This window comes from Micromonospora narathiwatensis (assembly GCF_900089605.1).
Taxonomy (GTDB): Bacteria; Actinomycetota; Actinomycetes; order Mycobacteriales; family Micromonosporaceae; genus Micromonospora; species Micromonospora narathiwatensis.
In genome coordinates this window covers 445,849-462,614 of record NZ_LT594324.1, presented here as the reverse complement: position 1 = coordinate 462,614, position 16,766 = coordinate 445,849, and the positions used below count along the sequence as shown (strand labels likewise).

Below are 16,766 nucleotides of genomic sequence, written 5' to 3'. Positions count from 1 at the left end.
CGTGCCGTCGCCCGGCGCGGGCGGGGGGCGGCATAGGCTGCCGTCATGGCCCCCCCGATCGCGCTCCCGGAAACCTTCGCCCGCGCGGTCGCCGGGCTGCGGTCGGTGACGCCCCGCACCGAGATCGTGCTGGAGGAGGTCGGCGCCCCCCAGCGCCTCGCCCCGTACGCGTTCGCGCTCTCCGCGGCCGTGCTCCGGGACGACGACGAGGTGGCCACCGGGCGGCTGATCCTGCTGCACGACCCGGCCGGGCACGAGGCGTGGCAGGGCACCCTGCGGCTGGTCACCTACGTGACCGCCGAGCTGGAGGTGGACCTGGCCAGCGACCCGTTGCTGCCCGGGGTGGGCTGGACCTGGCTGACCGACGCGCTGGACGCGCAGGACGCCCGGTACCGGGCGATCGGCGGCACGGTCACCCAGACGCTCTCCACCCGGTTCGGCGAGCTGGCCGGGCCGCCCGCCGCCGGGGACATCGAGATCCGCGCCTCGTGGACGCCGCTCGGCGTCGACCTGGCCCCGCACCTGCTCGGCTGGTGCGCCCTGCTCGCCTCGACGGCCGGGCTGCCGCCACCCGGCGTGACGGCCCTGCCCTCCCGCCGCTCGGCCGGCGCCGCCTGACCGGCCGAAACGCCGGGGCGGGCCGCCCCGGGGAATCCGGAGCGGCCCGTACCACCGCCCGTCAGAGGTAGTTGTCGGCCTCGTCGCAGATCTTGTCCAGGCCCTTGCTGGCCTTGTCGAAGGCTGCCTTGTCGCCCCGGGACGCCGCTGCGAGAGCGGTGGTGAGCTTGTCCAGGCAGTTGGCGATGACCTTCTTCTGCCGGGCCTGCTCGTCCCGGTCGTTCTTGGTGCCGGTCAGGTCCTGCTCGGTGTCGGCGAGCTTGTCCCGCACCGTCTGGAGGTCGGCCCCGAGCTTGTCGATCTCCTGCCGGTTCGCCGCGATCGTGCCGTCCCGCTGGCTGACCTTCTGCTCGGTGACGTGCAGCTTCGTGTTCGTGGTGACGTAGAGGCCGGTCATCACGCCGCCGAGGACGAACAGCAGCCCGGCGACGATCGCGAGGACCAGGGTGGCGCGCCCCCGGCGAGCGCCCGCCACGGGCGCCCCGTACGGCGGTGCCATCCCGGGCGGGGCCGACATCGGCTGCGACCCGAACCCGGGGCCGGAGACCGGCGGGGCGGACATCGGTGGGGCGGACATCGGCTGCGGGTAGCCGGGCGCGGAGACCGGGGCGGAGCCGGGCGGAGGGACGGGCGCGGACCCGGGCATGTACTGGCCGGGGAGCGGAGGGGTGGGAGCCGGCGGGACGGGCTGGGGCGGCACGGGTGCGCCGTACTGCTGGGGCGCCGGCTGGGCGGCCGGAAACTGCTGGGTGGCCGGGAACTGCTGGGTGGCCGGCTGGCCAGCGCCGTACGGGCCGCCGTGGACGGTGCCGCGCGGCTGGGGCGGGTATGCCTCCGCTCCGGTCGGTGGCTGGGACATGTCGTTTCCTCCAGGTTGCTGATCCCCGCGGGTGGCCCCGACGGGCCGGAAAGCTCGAAATGACGACAAGGAAGCCGCGAGACGACGTGGCCAGGGCCACGCCGAACGGGCACGGGAGGTGGTCAGGACGACCGGGCGGAGCCGGTCAGCAGAGCTTGAACCTGTCGCAGGCGGTCTTGATCGGCACCGCGAGGCCGATGCCCTCGGCGTCCCGGGCCTTTGCGGTGGCGATGCCGACGACCTCCTTGGACCCGTTGATCACCGGGCCGCCGGAGTTGCCGGGATTGATCGGAGCGTCGAACTGGATCACCGGGCCGGAGCCGTCCTCGTCCTTGCGGAACGCGCTCACCACCCCGGTGGTCACGCTGTCCTGTAGGCCGAGCGGGGCGCCGACCACCACGATCTGCTGCCCGGACCGGACCGACGCGGCGGCCGCGACCAGCCCGGTGAACCGGGCGGTGGTACGCAACTGGGCGAGATCCTTGTCCTTGTCGACCTTGACGACGGTGGCCTCGAAGCGCTGGCCGGTCCGCTCCAGGAAGACCTTCCGGCCGCCCCCGTCGTAGACCGACTCCACCACGTGGAAGTTGGTGAGCAGCGTGGTGCCGCCGCCGGCCGGCGGCTTGCCGATCGCGAAGGCCGTACCGGTGAAATCGCCGGCCCGCACCCGGAACACGCTCGGCAGCACCGCGCTGGCCACAGCCTCCGGGTTGAACGCGGCGCCGGCCTGCTTCTCCAGGGCCTCCGCGCGCTCCTCCAGGCCGTCCAGCCGGCGACCGTCCGCGCCCTGGGCGTCGGCCAGCCGCCGGTCGGTGGCGGCGAGCCGGTCGTCCAGCCGGTAGATCTGGTACGCCTGCCCGCCCGCGACCACCGCCAGCACCGCGACCAGCGCGAACGCCAGCACCGGCAGCCGGCGCCGCCGGCCGGACCCGGCCGCCGGCCCGTCGGGGTACGCCCCCACCGGGCCGGGCTGCGCCGCATACGCCGGCCCGACGTCCGGCTGCCCCGGATACGCCGAACCGGCGCCCGGCTGTGCGGGTGCGGCGGCGGGCGGGGCCGGCGGCCACCCGCCCTGGACGCGCGGGGCAGCGCCGGTCGGGCCGCCCCACTGCCCGCTGTTCCCCGCCGGGGGCCAACCGGCCCGGCTGGCAGGCACGGCCGGCTGGCCCGGCACCCCGCCGAACTGCCCCGGCTCACCGCCGAACTGGCCCGACACACCGCCGAGCTGGCCCGGGACGGCCACGGGCTGAGGCGGACCGCCAGCAGGCTGGGCCGGGACGGCCGCGGGCTGAGGCGGAACGGCCGGGGGCAGGACCGGAACGCCAGCGGGCCGAGGCGGAACGGCGCGGTGGCCGACGGCGTCGGGTACGGCGGGCGGGGCGGGGAAGCTGACGGATCCGGCCGGCCAGGTGGGGAAGCCGCTCGCGGATCCGGCCGGCCGGGTGGCGTCGGTCGTCTCGTCGGCACCCTGCCCCGGCACCCCGTCGCCGGCTCGGTACCCAGCCGTCATGATCGATCGTCCTCCCCGTGAACGCCCGTCAGATGCCGCTACGCGGCTTTCGACACCCGCCGCGGCTCGATGGACCGTACCGGCGGGAACGGGGTTTGTCTCCCCCGTTGTCCGACCATGCCACGCCGGTGCCACCCGGCCCGATCACGACACCCGCCGGCCATCCCGCCGACACACGGCGGACCGGCTGCGCACACCGGATCGCCCGGCGAACTAGGGTTGTCAGGTGACCGACGAACCACCCCTGCGCCGTCGGGCCGCCGAAAGCCGTGTGGGAGAGGTCCTGCCGTATCCGTCGTCGGCCGCGCCGCAGCCCGCGGACGCGGGGACCGAACCCGCCGACGGTGGCCCCGTACCACTGACCTCGCCCCGCGAGGGCACCCCCGCGCCGGTGGCCACGCCGAGCGAACTCGACGAGGTCGTGGCGCGTTTCTCGGCGGGCATCGGCCCGGTGGCCCTGGACGCCGAACGCGCCTCCGGATACCGCTACAGCCAGCGGGCGTACCTCGTGCAGTTGCGGCGGGCCGGCGCCGGCACCGCGCTCATCGACCCACTGCCGCTGCCCGATCTCTCCGCCCTGGACGCGGTGATCGCCGAGGCCGAGTGGGTGCTGCACGCCGCCAGCCAGGACCTCGCCTGCCTCGCCGAGGTGGGGCTGCGCCCACGCCGGCTCTTCGACACCGAACTGGCCGCCCGGCTGGCCGGATTCGAGCGGGTCGGCCTCGCCGCGCTGACCGAACAGCTACTCGGCTACACGCTGGAGAAGCACCACTCGGCGGCGGACTGGTCCAGCCGGCCGCTGCCGGAGTCCTGGCTGACGTACGCGGCGCTGGACGTGGAGATGCTGGTCGACCTGCGCGACGCCCTCGACGAGGAGCTGCGCCGGCAGGGCAAGTCGGAGTGGGCGGCGGAGGAGTTCGCCGCGCTGGTCCGCACCGGCGCCCGTCCGCCCCGCGTACGGGCCGAGCCGTGGCGGCGCACCTCCGGCATCCACCGGGTACGCGGTGCCCGGGCGCAGGCCCGGGTGCGCTCGCTCTGGTACGCCCGGGACCAGATCGCCGCGCGGCGGGACGCGGCACCTGGGCGGGTGCTGCCGGACTCGGCGATCGTGGCCGCCGCCGAGCTGGACCCGAAGGACGAGAAGACCCTGCTCACCCTGCCCGGCTTCGGTGGTCGCTCGGTACGCCGGCTGGCCCGTACCTGGCTGGCCGCCCTGGACGACGCCCGCCAGCTGCCCGACGACGCGCTGCCGGTGGCCCCGGTCGTGGAGGGCCCGCCCCCGCCGCACCGGTGGGCGGAGCGCGACCCGGTGGCGGCCGCCCGGCTGGCCCGCAGCCGGGAGGTGGTGCTGCGCATCTCCGGCGAGCACAACCTGCCGGCGGAGAACCTGATCGCGCCGGACTACGTCCGCCGCCTCGCCTGGCAGCCCCCCGAGGAGATCACCGAGGACACCGTGGCGGAAACCCTCCGCGGCTTCGGCGCCCGGGAATGGCAGATCGGGCTGCTCGCCGGGGAACTGACGGGACAACTCCCCGGGCCCGACGAGCTCACCTGACCGGCGTATCCCCTCCGGTGGCGGCCCGCCGGAGGGGATCGGTGGCGGCGGGCCGGACGGGTCACCGGCTTCCGGTGGCTGCCGACCGGGCGTCCCGCAGTGCGGGGGCGAGCGCCCACCGGCGGGCCAGCGCCGTCGCCCCGGCCAGCGCGCCAGCCACCAGGGCCGCCTCGGCCAGCACCACCGGCTGCGCCGTGCTGTAGCCCATGGTCCAGGCGAAGGCCATGGTCACCGGCGTCACCAGCACCCCGGCTACCGGCAGGAGCAGGGCCATCGCCCACACCGTCCGGCCGATCGCGGGAACATCGGCCATCCACCGGCGGACGGCGAAAAGCGCGCCGCCGAGCACGGCCAGGACGCAGATCAGGTACCGGAGCACCAGGTCCGCGACCGACTGCTCCACCGGGAACGGCACCGGCGTCTGCGCCCACAGCAACAGCCAGGAGAGCACCAGTCCGGGCAGCGCGCCGACGAGCGCGGTGCGCAGCAGACGATCGGTCTCGTACGGCAGGCGGCCGGCACCGGCCTCGGCGGCGAGTCGCCGGGCGAACGCCCGGATATCGGCGTCACCGAGCAACTCCTGCGGGGTGATGCCGTCCGCGGCCGCGGCCTCCAACTCCCGGCGCAGGTCGTCGGCGAGCGCCGCCCGGTCGCGGGGTACCACCCCGAGGGCCCGCCACTCGTGTTCGGCGATGGCGATGACGTCGTCCGCGTCCTGCACGGCTACCTCCCGGTGGTGTGCACGTCGGTGATCGCGACGTCGACCGTGTCGACGAAGGACTTCCATTGCCGTTTCCAGGCGGCGAGCCGTCGCCTGCCCTCCGCGCTGAGTGCGTAGACCTTGCGGGGCGGGCCGCTCGGGCTCTCCTGCACCACGTCCGTGACCAGCCCGAGTCGCCGCATCCGAGTGAGCAGTGGATAGACCGTGCCGTAGCCGACCCCGACCAGGCCGGCGGCGTCCAGCCGGCGGACCAGTTCGTAGCCGTGGGCGGGCTCGTGATCCAGCAGCGCCAGCAGACACATGTCGAGGACGCCCCGGAGCAGCTGGGTCTGCCGCTCCTCACCCTCGCCTTCCTCCACCGGTACCATGCGACACATAATAGTGACGCTATTATGTGTCGTCAAATACCTCGCCGTGGTGTGGGGTGAGCCACACGGGGGATGGTGACGGCGCTGGTTACTGACGAGTAGCATCCGGATAAACGCCAGTGCCGGCGACCTTCATTCGGCCCGTGGCGCCGCCTGTCGGCGCGGAGGCCGGATCATGGTCGAAAAGGAGGCTCCAAGTGCCCCGTGAAGTTCGGGATGTCGTCTTCGTCGACGGCGTCCGCACCCCCTTCGGCAAGGCGGGTGGCATGTACGCCAACACCCGCGCCGACGACCTGGTGATCCGCTGCATCCGCGAGCTGATGCGACGCAACCCGCAGCTGCCGCCGGAGCGGGTCGAGGAGGTCGCCATCGCCGCCACCACCCAGATCGGCGACCAGGGCCTGACCATCGGCCGCACCGCCGCCCTGCTGGCCGGCCTGCCCAAGACGGTGCCCGGCTTCGCCATCGACCGGATGTGCGCCGGCGCGATGACCGCCGTCACCACCGTCGCCGGTGGCATCGCGATGGGCGCGTACGACGTCGCCATCGCCGGGGGCGTCGAGCACATGGGCCGCCACCCGATGGGCGAGGGCGTCGACCCCAACCCGCGGATCGTCGCGGAGAAGCTGGTCGACCCGTCCGCCCTGGTCATGGGGGCCACCGCGGAGAACCTGCACGACCGGGTCCCGCACATCACCAAGCAGCGCACCGACGCGTTCGCGCTCGCCTCCCAGCAGAGGACCGCCAAGGCGTACGCCAACGGCAAGCTCCAGGGTGACCTGGTGCCGGTCGCCGTCCGCGACCCGGAGACCGGGTGGGGCCTGGCGTCCGTGGACGAGGCGCCCCGGGACACCTCGCTGGAGAAGCTCGCCGGCCTGAAGACCCCGTTCCGCCCGCACGGCAAGGTCACCGCCGGCAACGCGGCCGGCCTGAACGACGGCGCCACCGCCGCCCTGATCGTCGCCGAGGAGACCGCCCGCGAACTGGGCCTGCCGATCGCCATGCGGCTGGTGTCGTACGGCTTCGTCGGCGTCGAGCCCGAGGTGATGGGGGTCGGCCCGATCCCGTCGACCGAGAAGGCGCTGCGCATCGCCGGCCTGACCATCTCCGACATCGGCCTGTTCGAGCTGAACGAGGCGTTCGCCGTGCAGGTGCTCGCCTTCCTCGACCACTTCGGCATCGCCGACGACGACCCGCGGGTCAACCCGTGGGGCGGCGCGATCGCCATCGGTCACCCGCTCGCCTCCTCGGGCGTACGGCTGATGACCCAGCTCGCCCGGCAGTTCGCCGAGCACCCCGAGGTCCGCTACGGCATCACCGCCATGTGTATCGGCATCGGCATGGGCGGCACGGTCATCTGGGAGAACCCCAACTGGGAGGGTGGAGACAAGTGAGCGCGAGGAGTGAGCCGGGTTTGCGAGCCCCGCAGTCGCGAACGGAAAGTGGCACTGTGAGCGCGCTCGCCGCACCGAACGAGGTCGTCACCCGGGCGCTGCTGCGCCAGGTGGACGTACCGGGGCTGGACCGTCCCGCCGCCCTGATCACCCTGGACAACGGCCTCGACCACACCAAGCCGAACACCTTCGGCCCGGCCGGGCTGGCCAGCCTGGACGAGGCGATCACCGCGGCCCTGGCGGCGAACCCGGCGTTCGTCGCGGTCACCGGCAAGCCGTACATCTTCTGCGTGGGCGCGGACATCACCAGCCTGCCGCTGCTGGCGAACCGCGAGCAGGCCCTGGAGATCGGCCGGCTCGGCCACCGGGTCTTCGCCCGGCTGAAGGACAGCGGGATCCCGACCTTCGCGTTCGTCAACGGCGCGGCGATGGGCGGCGGCCTGGAGCTGGCCCTGCACTGCCACTACCGGACGCTCTCCGGCGGTGCCGCGGCGCTCGCGCTGCCCGAGGTCTCGCTCGGACTGGTGCCCGGCTGGGGCGGCACCCAATTGCTGCCGAACCTCATCGGCATCCCGGCCGCCACCCAGGTGATCCTGCAGAACCCGCTGATGCAGAACCGGATGCTCAAGCCGAAGCAGGCGGCCGAGATGGGCATCGCGGACGTGCTGCTGGAGCCGGCCGACTTCCTGGAGCGGTCCCTGGAATGGGCCGCCGGGGTGGTCCGGGGCGAGGTCACCGTGACCCGGCCCGAGGTCGACAAGGACATGTGGGCGGGCGTGCTCTACTTCGCCCGGCAGACCCTCGACCAGCGGCTGCACGGCGCGGTCCCGGCCGCGTACAAGGCGCTGGACCTGCTGGAGACGGCGAAGGACGCCGACTTCGCGGCCGGCACCGCCGCCGAGGACGAGGCCCTCGCCGACCTGGTCTTCTCCGAGGAACTGCGCAGCGGCCTGTACGCCTTCGACCTGGTGCAGCGGCGGGCCAAGCGGCCGGCCGGCGCGCCGGACAAGGGCCTGGCCCGCCCGGTGACCAAGGTGGGCATCGTCGGCGCCGGCCTGATGGCCAGCCAGCTCGCGCTGCTGTTCGCCCGTCGCCTCCAGGTGCCGGTCGTGCTGACCGACCTGGACCAGGCCCGGGTCGACAAGGGCGTCGGCTACGTGCACACCCAGATCGAGAAGCAGGTCAGCCGGGGGCGGATGGACAAGGGCACCGCCGCCAAGCTGTACGGCCTGGTCAGCGGCTCGCCGAAGGCGGAGGCCTTCGCCGCGTCGACGCCGGGCCAGCTCACCTCGTTCGCTGACTGTGACTTCGTCATCGAGGCGGTCTTCGAGGACCTGGCCGTCAAGAAGCAGGTCTGGGCCGAGCTGGAGAAGATCGTCTCCCCGGAGGCGGTGCTCGCCACCAACACCAGCTCGCTCTCGGTCACCGCGATGGCGGAGGACCTGGAGCACCCGGAGCGGGTGGTCGGCTTCCACTTCTTCAACCCGGTCGCCGTGCTGCCACTGCTGGAGATCGTCCGGGGCGAGCGGACCGACGACGCCACCCTGGCCACCGCGTTCGCCGTCGGCAAGGGGCTCAAGAAGTCGTCGGTGCTGGTGAAGGACGCCCCCGCGTTCGTGGTCAACCGGCTGCTGACCCGCTTCCTCGGCACGGTCTTCGCCGCCGTCGACGCCGGCACCCCGTTGGACGTGGCGGACAGCGCGCTGGACCCGCTGGGTCTGCCGATGCGTCCGCTGGCCCTGCTCCAGCTCGTCGGCCCGGCCGTGGCGTACCACGTCGGCGGCACCCTGCACGCCGCCTTCCCGGACCGGTTCGGGGTCAGCGAGAACCTCAAGCGGATCGCCGACTCCGGCCAGCCGATCGTGGTCGAAGACCGGATCAACGCCGACGTCGCCAAGCTGCTCGTGGTCGGCGACCAGCCGTTGACCGCCGAGCAGGTCCGGCAGAACGCCCTCGACGCGCTGGCGCAGGAGATCCGGCTGATGCTCGACGAGGGCGTGGTCGCCGAGGCGCAGGACATCGACCTGTGCATGATCCTCGGCGCCGGCTGGCCGTTCCACCTGGGCGGCGTCACGCCGTACCTGGACCGGACCGGCACCGCCGAGCGGGTCACCGGCCGACGGTTCCTGCCGCCCGGGGTGGCCAGCCTGCGCCATTGATCCGCCGCCGCGTCCGGTGATCGCGGTGGCCGGCCGCCCCTCCCGGGCGGTCCGGCCGCCGCGATCGTCGTTCGGCCCGCTGGTCACAAGCCGGTTCCGGTTTCGTCACGCCCGTCGTGGCCGGACGGCGGCTTGTCGGTGGTGCTCGATACGATCACGCGTCCTAGATTTCAAACAGGAGCTGACCAAGATCATGTCGCAGCCGCCGTCCAGTCCCTACCCCGGTTCCTACCCCCCGCCCCAGCAGCAGCCCGGTGGCTACCCGCCGCCGCAGCAGCCCCAGTACGGCGGCGACCACCCGCCGGCCCCGCAGCAGCCCGGCCAGCAGGTCGGCGGATACCCGGCACCGGGCCAGCCCGGTTTCGGCACCCCCGCCGAGCCGCCGAAGAAGAAGTCCAGCGTCGGCAAGATCCTGCTGATCGTCCTGGCCGTCGTGGTGGTGCTCTGCGTCGGTGGCGGCGTGGCCGTCTACTTCGCGACCAAGGACACCGTGAACGAGGTGGTCGACGCCGCCAAGACCCGCCTGGTCGAGCCCGAGACCCTGGGCGGGCGGCCGAAGGCGACCGAGCCCGCGCTCATCTCCGCCACCGAGGAGGCGAAGGCACAGATCAAGAGCAGTGTGCCGGGAGCGACCAGCGTCGTCGGCGGTGTCTACGGTGACCCGGCGAAGCAGGACATGGTCATGGTCGTCGGCGCGTCCGCTCTGCTGGTCGACCCGAAGAAGGAGCTGGACAGCGCCATCAGCGGCCTCGGCGCCGGCCTCGGCGTGACGGAGTTCAAGTCGGTCGACGCCGGCCCGCTGGGCGGCGACGCCAAGTGCGGCGACGGCCAGACCGCCGGCCTCCAGGTCGGGGTCTGCGTCTGGGCCGACCGGGGTAGCCTCGGCATGATCGTCAGCTACTTCAAGTCCTCGGCCGACCTGCAGAAGGAGTTCGTCGCGATGCGGGGCGAGGTCGAGAAGAAGGACTGACCTTCACCTGATCGGTGAACCGGGCCCCCGCCAGGCTGGTGGGGGCCCGGTTCGCTGTGCGGATCAGTGCGCCGCGGCCCGTTCCGCCGGACCACGGCAGACGCAGAACTCGTTGCCCTCCGGGTCGGCCAGCACCACCCAGCCGGTGCCGTCCGGCCGACGCCGGTCGGCGACCAGGGTGGCGCCGAGGCCGAGCAGCCGTTCGACCTCGGCGTCCCGGGTGCCGTCGGCCGGGTGCAGGTCGAGGTGGAACGCGCCCTTGCCGTGCCGCTCCCCCACCCGTACGAAGAGCAGGTCGGGACCGTGCCCGTCGGGCGCGACGAGCACGGCCTCGGGGTCGCCCGGGTGGTCGTCGTCGTGCAGCTTCCGGTCGAGCACCTCGGCCCACCAGCTCGCCAGGGCGTACGGGTCGTCGGTCTCGCAGGTCACGCAGTGGATCTGTGCACTCACGGTGCTTCCTCCTGATCGGAGTGCGCCCCGGGGGAGTGGACCGTGTCAGCGGGGACCAGGGCGGGGCGCGGGACTGTTCACGGTGGACATCGACCACACCCCCTTCCACGCGTCGGGCTGACGCGGAAGATCATGTCACCGCCCCCACCCCGCGCACAAGGCGGTTTAACGCCGCCGGCCCGGCCCCGCTGGTGCGGGGCCGGGCCGGGCGGGTCACCCGGTCACGGGCCGACGAAGACCGCCTTCGCCCGCCAGTCGACGCCGTCCACGGCGGGGCCGCTGCGGACGGTGAACGCGCCGGTCGGCACGCCGGCGGACCAGTCCGTCGCGGACAGGTCGCCGGTGCTCCGGTTGACCTTGTAGAGGGTGTTGCCGGACAGGAAGATCCCGCCGGCGTCGGCGAAGCCGGTCACCCCGGCGACGGTGAACTTGTCCGCGCCGACCACCCCGCTGTCCGGGGTGAACCAGCGCCAGTAGAGGCCGCCCTGCCCGCCGAGGGTGTAGTACAGCCGGCCACCGCTGTAGAACATCCCGGTCACGTTCGGGATCTCGGCGTAGAAGTTCGTCGTCGCCCCGGCGTACGTGTGGCCGCCGGAGGCCGAGTCCACGGTGTCCCAGTACGCGTCGTGGTACGGGTCGACCAGCGACGGCGTGCCGAGGACGGTGCCGTTGAAGGTACGCCGCCACAACGCGCCGTTCATGCCGTAGAACAGCGTGCCACCGACCCAGAACGCGCCCCGCGCGGTGGACCAGGCGGTGCCGTCCGGGCTGGCCACCGGGCTCGCGGCCCCGACGGTGGTGTCCCCGTCGTACGACCGAACCTGCATCTCGTCGGGGCTGCCGGCCGGCGGCGGTCCGGTCTTGACGACCTCGATGCCGTTGATCAACGGGTTCTCCACCCGGTGCCGGAAGTCGATGTCGACCGAGCCGTCACTGACGATGGTGAACTCCCGCATGGTGCCGACGTTGTGCCCGACGCTGCCGGACAGGTCCAGGCGGTCGAGGACGGTCGCCCCGTCCAGCGCCACGTCGAACACCCGCGAGCCGGTGGTCGACGTGCCGTCGTACCGGTTGGCCAGGTAGAGCCGGACCTTGACCTCGGTGCCCACGGGCACCGGGAACTGCCAGCGCATCTCCGGGTCCCCGGCGGGGTCCCACCGCTCGGCGCTGTAGAGGGCGGCGGGCGTGCCGGCCGGCACAGTGGCGTCCAGGCTGCCCACCGTCCCGTAGCCGGCGGTGTTGCTGCCCGCGTTGTGGTACGGGCTGGGGTTGCCGCCTTCGTCGGCCGCCCAGTCCGGTCCGTTGTCCGTCGAGGCGAGCAGCGGGCCGCCGGCGTTGACCCGGTACAGCACGTTCGTGGGCGCCGGGAGGCCGGCCTGGTAGACGTTGCCGGGCAGGGCGGCGGTGGTGGTGGGGTGCGGCGCGGCGCCACCGGTCAGCGGGAAGAACGCGATCCGCTCCCGGCGGTACTGGAAGTTGCCGATCCACGGGGTGTCCGAGCCGATCCAGAGCCCGTCCGGGGTGACCAGCATCTCGGAGACGCCGACGCCGCGCGGGTGCCGGCCCGGGTTCCACGACAGCGGCAGGCCGCTGCGCGGGTCGAGGGCGGCGATGCTGGGCCGACCCACCGCGCCGGCCTGGGCGTTGTCGCCACCGAAGCTGTTGTTCAGCCAGCGGATGTGCCCGCCGACGTAGACCGCCTGCTCGCTGATGCCGACCGAGAGGAAGGTGTCGCCGCCGCTGTAGTCGACCCAGGTGGGCTGGAGTTCGGAGCCGGTGGCGCCGGACTCCCAGCGGGCGGCGGCGTCGCAGAGCGTCCCCCCGTTCGGGGCGCCGGTCGTCACCACCACGAAGTAGCTGCCGTCCGGGGCGTACGCGACGTCACGCATGTACGAGTCGAACGCCCACCAGGCGCAGCGCGGGGTGTACCGGCTGGTGTTCCAGTCGGCGACGGTGGCCGCGGTGGCGCCCAGGTCCAGCTTGACGATCTGGTCGTGGAGCACCCCGTCGGCGTTTTTGAAGTTGCCGATGACCACGAGCTGGCTGCCGTCGGGCGAGACGGCCAGCTTCTCGGCCCCGACCCCGGCGTTGGAGCCGCTGACCCCGTCGTAGTTGTGGTGCTCGGTCAGGTTGGTGGTGAGGTAGTTGTCCACCGCGCCGGTGCTGGCGTTGAGCGAGGCGAGGCCGCCGCGCGGGTTGGGGTTGCCGGCGGTGGTGAAGATGCCACCGACCAGCAGCCGGTTGCCGACCAGGACGGCGTCCTTGACCAGCCCGTTGAACGCCGGGCCGGCGAAGCTGGTGACCAGGGCGCCGGTGGCGACGTTGAGCAGGGCCACCTTGCGCCGGGTGGTCCCGTTGACGGTGTTGAACTTGCCGGCGACGAAGACCGTGCCGGCGGTGGGTCCGGCGATCACCGCGTTCACCTCGGCGTCGACGGTCGGCGCGAAGGCGTTGTCCACCGTCCCGGTGGCCTTGTCGAAGGCGAGGATGTAGTTGCGGGTGATGTCGACGTCGGACCCGCGGTTCCGTACCTGGGTGAAGGTGCCGGCCGCGATGATCTTCGCGCCGGCGTCGTAGATCGCGTTGACCGTGCCGTCCTTGATGTCCGGCGAGGCGGTGGACGGCGCCGCCTTGACCACCGTGCCGTGGTCGGGGGCGGCGTCGGCGGGACGGGCCGTGGCCAGGCCGGCGACGGTGAGCGCGGCGGTGGTGAGGACCGCGATGGCACGGCGCATGAAGGCCGAGGAGTGGGTCACTGGCAGCTCCGGTTGGGCGTGCGCGGACGGGGTGAGGCGTATCGCACCACACACCCTGAGGCACCGCTCACCGGCGGTCCAGCGATCGTCAGGTTTCTGCCCGACCACGCCGACGGTCCCGCCCGACCACCCGACGCCACCGGACGGGACAGCCGGGCCGGCCACACGAAAAGGTGACTGTGGATGGTGGTTCGGCGGCCCCCGCCGTCAGGTCGGCGGTCGGCCGCGTCGGACGTACGCCGGTCGGCGGGCCGGTCAGGTGGCGGCGGGGGCGTCCGCGGAGGGCAGGATGACGCTCACCTCCAGCCCGCCGCCCGGCTGGGCGACCGCCTTGACGGTGCCGCCGTGCGCGTCGCAGACCGCCCGGACGATGGAGAGCCCCAGGCCGGAACCGCGTGCGCCGGTACGCTCCTGGCCGCCGCGGCGGAACGGCTCGAACAGCCCCGGCACGTCGGCCGGGGCGACCTCGAAGCCGGTGTTCCCGACCACCAGCCAGGACCGTGGCCCGTCGCTGCCGGTCCGGATCCACAGCCGACCGTGCAGGTGGTTGTAGCGGACGGCGTTCTCCACCAGGTTGCCGGCCAGCCGGTCGAGCAGCCCCGGGTCACCGACCACCGGTGCCGGACGCAGCGCGGTGTGCACCTTCAGGCCGATCCGCTCCACCTCGCCGGCCATCGCCGAGAGGGCGTTGGCGACGCCCACCGCGAGGTCACCCTCGACGCGGCGGGCCAGCCGACGCCCGGCCTGCGCCTCGCTGCGGGCCAGCACCAGCAACGCGTCGACCAGGCCGTTCGCCCGCCCCGAGGCGTCCCGGACCACGGTGGCCATCCGGCGGTAGTCGGCGATGTCCGACTCGTCGTCGCTGAGCGTCACGTCGATCTCGGTCCGCATCACCGCGAGCGGGGTACGCAGCTCGTGCGAGGCGTTGGCCACGAAGCGCTTCTGCGCCTCGAAGGCGGTGGCGATCCGGTCCAGCATCGCGTCGAAGGTCTTGGCCAGCTCGGCCACCTCGTCGTCGGCGCCCGACCAGCCGATCCGCTGGTCCAGGGTGGCCTCGCCGAGCCGGCGGGCGGTGGCGGTGACCTGGTGCAGCGGGCGCAGCGCCCGCCCGGCCACCAGGTACGCCCCAGCGACGCCGACCACGCTGATCGCGAGCAGCGCCCCCAGGCCCTTGAGCAGCAGCTCCCGTGAGGCCGCGTCGACCAGTTGCCCCTGCCACTGCCCGGCTTCGAGCGTGCGGCCGTCGGCGAGCAGCACCGTCGTGCCGGGCCGCAGGTCGTCGGCCGGGCGCAGCCCGTCCCGGAGCAGCAGCCAGGCCAGCAACACCATGATCGCCCCGGCCCCGACCAGCAGCACCCCGTTGAGCAGGGTGAGCCGCAGCCGCAGGGTGGGCCGCATCCTCAACCGAGTCACGCTGACCTCTCCTCGGCGGTGCGGTAGCCGGCCCCGACCACCGTCTCGATCAGTGGCGGGTCGCCGAGCTTCTTGCGCAGCGTCATGACGGTGACCCGGACGATCGTGGTGAACGGGTCGGTGTTCGCGTCCCAGACCCGCTCCAGCAGCTCCTCGCTGGAGACCACCGCGCCGCGTGCCTTGAGCAGCTCGGCCAGCACGCCGAACTCCTTGTTGGTGAGCTCGACCGGCACGCCGCCACGGGCCACCACCCGGCGGGCCGGGTCGAGCACCAGGTCGGCCAGCGCCAGCACCGGCGGGGCGGCCGGGGTGGCCCGCCGGCCGAGCGCCTGCACCCGGGCGACCAACTCGTCGAAGGCGAACGGCTTGGGCAGGTAGTCGTCGGCGCCGAGCTGCAACCCCTCGACCCGGTCGGCGACCGTGCCGCTGGCGGTCAGCATCAGCACCCGGGTCAGGGTGCCGGAGGCGGCCAGGTCGGCGCAGATCCGGTCGCCGGGCACGCCGGGCAGGTCCCGGTCCAGGATCACCACGTCGTACCGGGTGACGAAGGCGGCCTCGTGCCCGGTGTCGCCGTCGTAGGCGACGTCCACGGCCATGCCGCGCTTGCGCAGCCCGCGCACGATCGCGTCGGCGAGGTTCCGCTCGTCCTCCACCACCAGTACCCGCATCCCGGCCTCCCGCCTCGTGACCTCCCGACAACCTAGTGCCGGCCGCCAACCAAGCGTCCCTCGCCGTCGTTGCAAAAAACCTTCGGGTACGCCATGCTTCCCGGCAACCGGCGACAAGGAGCTGCCGATGACCGGAACGGCCGCCCGGCGGGACGTGGCGTACCGCCGTTTCCGCTTCCCGCAGGACCTCGCCCTGGGCACGGTCGACGGGGTGGCCGCCGGCGCGGACGGCCTGGTGGTCGCCGGCCCGGCCGGCCGGATCGAGCACACCGACCCGCACACCGGCGTCACCGCCGGGTACGAGCGGGCCGCCTGGACGTCCCCGGTGGTCCGGGCGGGCTTCACGGTCGACGAGATCGTACCGTCGTGGACCGCCGACACCCCGGAGGGCTGCTGGCTCCGGGTGGAGGCGCGCGGCTGGCACGAGGACGCGCCGGCCACCGACTGGTACGTGCTGGGCCACTGGGCCGCCGACGACACCGCCATCCACCGCAGCTCGGTGCCCGGGCAGACCGGCGACGACGCGCGGGTGACTGTCGACGTGCTGCGCGTCGCGGCGGCGCGGGTCAACGGCTGGCAGCTCCGGGTCACCCTGTTCCGCCGCTGCGACGCCACGGCCGGTCCGGTGCTGCGGACCGTCGGCGCGGTCGCCTCGACCGACGCGCCGGCCGACCCGGCCGACGAGGCGACGGGGGCGGACGACGTCGACGCCCGGGGGCGGGTGCTCGACGTGCCCCGCTACGCGCAGCGACTGCACGCCGGCGGGGAGACCCGCTGGGGCGGCGGCGGGGACTCCTGGTGCAGCCCCACCTGCGTCTCGATGGTGCTGGACTTCTGGGGCGCCGGCCCCACCCCCGACCGGTACGCCTGGGTCGACCCGCCCGGCCCCCGGCCGGTGGTGGTGCACGCCGCCCGACACTGCTACGACCACGCGTACGCGGGGGCCGGGAACTGGGCGTTCAACACCGCGTACGCGGGCCGGCACGGGGTGGACGCCTTCGTCACCCGGCTGCGGGGCCTGACCGAGGCGGAGCGGTTCGTCGCCGCCGGCATCCCGCTGATCCTCTCCGCCGCCTTCACCGCCGGCCAGGTGCCGGGGCTGGACTACGCCACCCGGGGACACCTGATGGTGCTGGTCGGCTTCACCGCCGACGGCGACCCGGTGCTCAACGACCCGTACGCCCCGGACGACGAGGCGGTACGCCGGACCGTGCCACGGGCGCCGTTCGAGGCGGCCTGGCAGGCCGGCAGCGGCGGCGTCGCGTACGTGGTCCGGCCGGGCTCGGTGCCGCTGCCCCCGGCGCCCGCCCAGGCCAACTGGTGAC

14 protein-coding genes are annotated in these 16,766 nt (G+C 73.7%); 6 read left to right on the top strand and 8 right to left on the bottom strand.

Annotated elements, in window-relative coordinates; all coding sequences use genetic code 11:
• Window positions 1-45: 45 nt before the first annotated feature.
• Window positions 46-618, top strand: a complete 573-nt coding sequence (locus GA0070621_RS02050; RefSeq protein WP_091191106.1) for a DUF3000 domain-containing protein — start codon at window positions 46-48, stop codon at window positions 616-618.
• Between the two features lie 61 nt (window positions 619-679).
• On the opposite strand, the gene GA0070621_RS02045 is transcribed toward GA0070621_RS02050, so the two are convergent.
• Both GA0070621_RS02045 and GA0070621_RS02040 read right to left on the bottom strand, forming a co-directional pair.
• Window positions 680-1,477 carry a hypothetical protein gene (locus tag GA0070621_RS02045; protein ID WP_091191104.1) on the bottom strand — a complete coding sequence of 266 codons (798 nt, stop codon included), beginning with the start codon at window positions 1,475-1,477 and terminating at the stop codon, window positions 680-682.
• Between the two features lie 145 nt (window positions 1,478-1,622).
• A complete protein-coding gene (locus tag GA0070621_RS02040; protein ID WP_091191103.1) occupies window positions 1,623-2,987 on the bottom strand; it encodes a S1C family serine protease in 1,365 nt (454 codons plus the stop codon).
• Window positions 2,988-3,270: 283 nt separating this feature from the next.
• Here GA0070621_RS02040 and GA0070621_RS02035 point away from each other — a divergent pair, with 283 nt between their 5' ends.
• Window positions 3,271-4,542, top strand: a complete 1,272-nt coding sequence (locus tag GA0070621_RS02035) for an HRDC domain-containing protein (protein WP_407940365.1) — start codon at window positions 3,271-3,273, stop codon at window positions 4,540-4,542.
• 61 nt (window positions 4,543-4,603) lie between these two features.
• Here GA0070621_RS02035 and GA0070621_RS02030 read toward each other — a convergent pair whose 3' ends face one another.
• Window positions 4,604-5,263: a hypothetical protein gene (locus tag GA0070621_RS02030; protein WP_091191101.1), complete on the bottom strand. Its 660-nt coding sequence runs from the start codon at window positions 5,261-5,263 to the stop codon at window positions 4,604-4,606.
• Window positions 5,264-5,265: 2 nt separating this feature from the next.
• A complete protein-coding gene (locus tag GA0070621_RS02025; RefSeq protein ID WP_091191099.1) occupies window positions 5,266-5,631 on the bottom strand; it encodes a PadR family transcriptional regulator in 366 nt (121 codons plus the stop codon).
• Window positions 5,632-5,828: 197 nt separating this feature from the next.
• On the opposite strand from GA0070621_RS02025, the gene GA0070621_RS02020 reads away from it, so the two are divergent.
• The 3 genes from GA0070621_RS02020 (at window position 5,829) to GA0070621_RS02010 (ending at window position 10,154) form a co-directional block, all read left to right on the top strand.
• Entirely contained in the window at window positions 5,829-7,025 is a 1,197-nt protein-coding gene (locus GA0070621_RS02020; RefSeq protein ID WP_091191097.1) for a thiolase family protein, read from the top strand.
• A 56-nt stretch (window positions 7,026-7,081) separates the two neighbouring features.
• Complete coding sequence (locus tag GA0070621_RS02015) at window positions 7,082-9,184, top strand: 3-hydroxyacyl-CoA dehydrogenase NAD-binding domain-containing protein (RefSeq protein WP_091191094.1); 2,103 nt, start codon at window positions 7,082-7,084, stop codon at window positions 9,182-9,184.
• A gap of 193 nt (window positions 9,185-9,377) precedes the next feature.
• On the top strand, window positions 9,378-10,154 hold the full coding sequence (locus GA0070621_RS02010; RefSeq protein WP_091191093.1) for a hypothetical protein: 777 nt from the start codon (window positions 9,378-9,380) through the stop codon (window positions 10,152-10,154).
• 63 nt (window positions 10,155-10,217) lie between these two features.
• On the opposite strand, the gene GA0070621_RS02005 is transcribed toward GA0070621_RS02010, so the two are convergent.
• From GA0070621_RS02005 to GA0070621_RS01990, 4 genes are all read right to left on the bottom strand, one after another.
• Window positions 10,218-10,604 (bottom strand): VOC family protein, encoded by a 387-nt coding sequence (locus tag GA0070621_RS02005; RefSeq protein ID WP_091191092.1) that lies wholly within the window; start codon window positions 10,602-10,604, stop codon window positions 10,218-10,220.
• Window positions 10,605-10,825: 221 nt separating this feature from the next.
• On the bottom strand, window positions 10,826-13,339 hold the full coding sequence (locus GA0070621_RS02000; RefSeq protein WP_091201888.1) for a malectin domain-containing carbohydrate-binding protein: 2,514 nt from the start codon (window positions 13,337-13,339) through the stop codon (window positions 10,826-10,828).
• A 276-nt stretch (window positions 13,340-13,615) separates the two neighbouring features.
• Complete coding sequence (locus GA0070621_RS01995) at window positions 13,616-14,758, bottom strand: sensor histidine kinase (RefSeq protein ID WP_091191090.1); 1,143 nt, start codon at window positions 14,756-14,758, stop codon at window positions 13,616-13,618.
• An 11-nt stretch (window positions 14,759-14,769) separates the two neighbouring features.
• The gene (locus GA0070621_RS01990; protein WP_091191089.1) at window positions 14,770-15,441 is read right to left on the bottom strand and encodes a response regulator transcription factor; all 672 of its coding nucleotides are present in this window, start codon (window positions 15,439-15,441) and stop codon (window positions 14,770-14,772) included.
• A 127-nt stretch (window positions 15,442-15,568) separates the two neighbouring features.
• Between GA0070621_RS01990 and GA0070621_RS01985 the strand changes: the two genes are divergently transcribed.
• The gene (locus tag GA0070621_RS01985) at window positions 15,569-16,765 is read left to right on the top strand and encodes a peptidase C39 family protein (protein ID WP_157739799.1); all 1,197 of its coding nucleotides are present in this window, start codon (window positions 15,569-15,571) and stop codon (window positions 16,763-16,765) included.
• Window position 16,766: the final 1 nt, after the last annotated feature.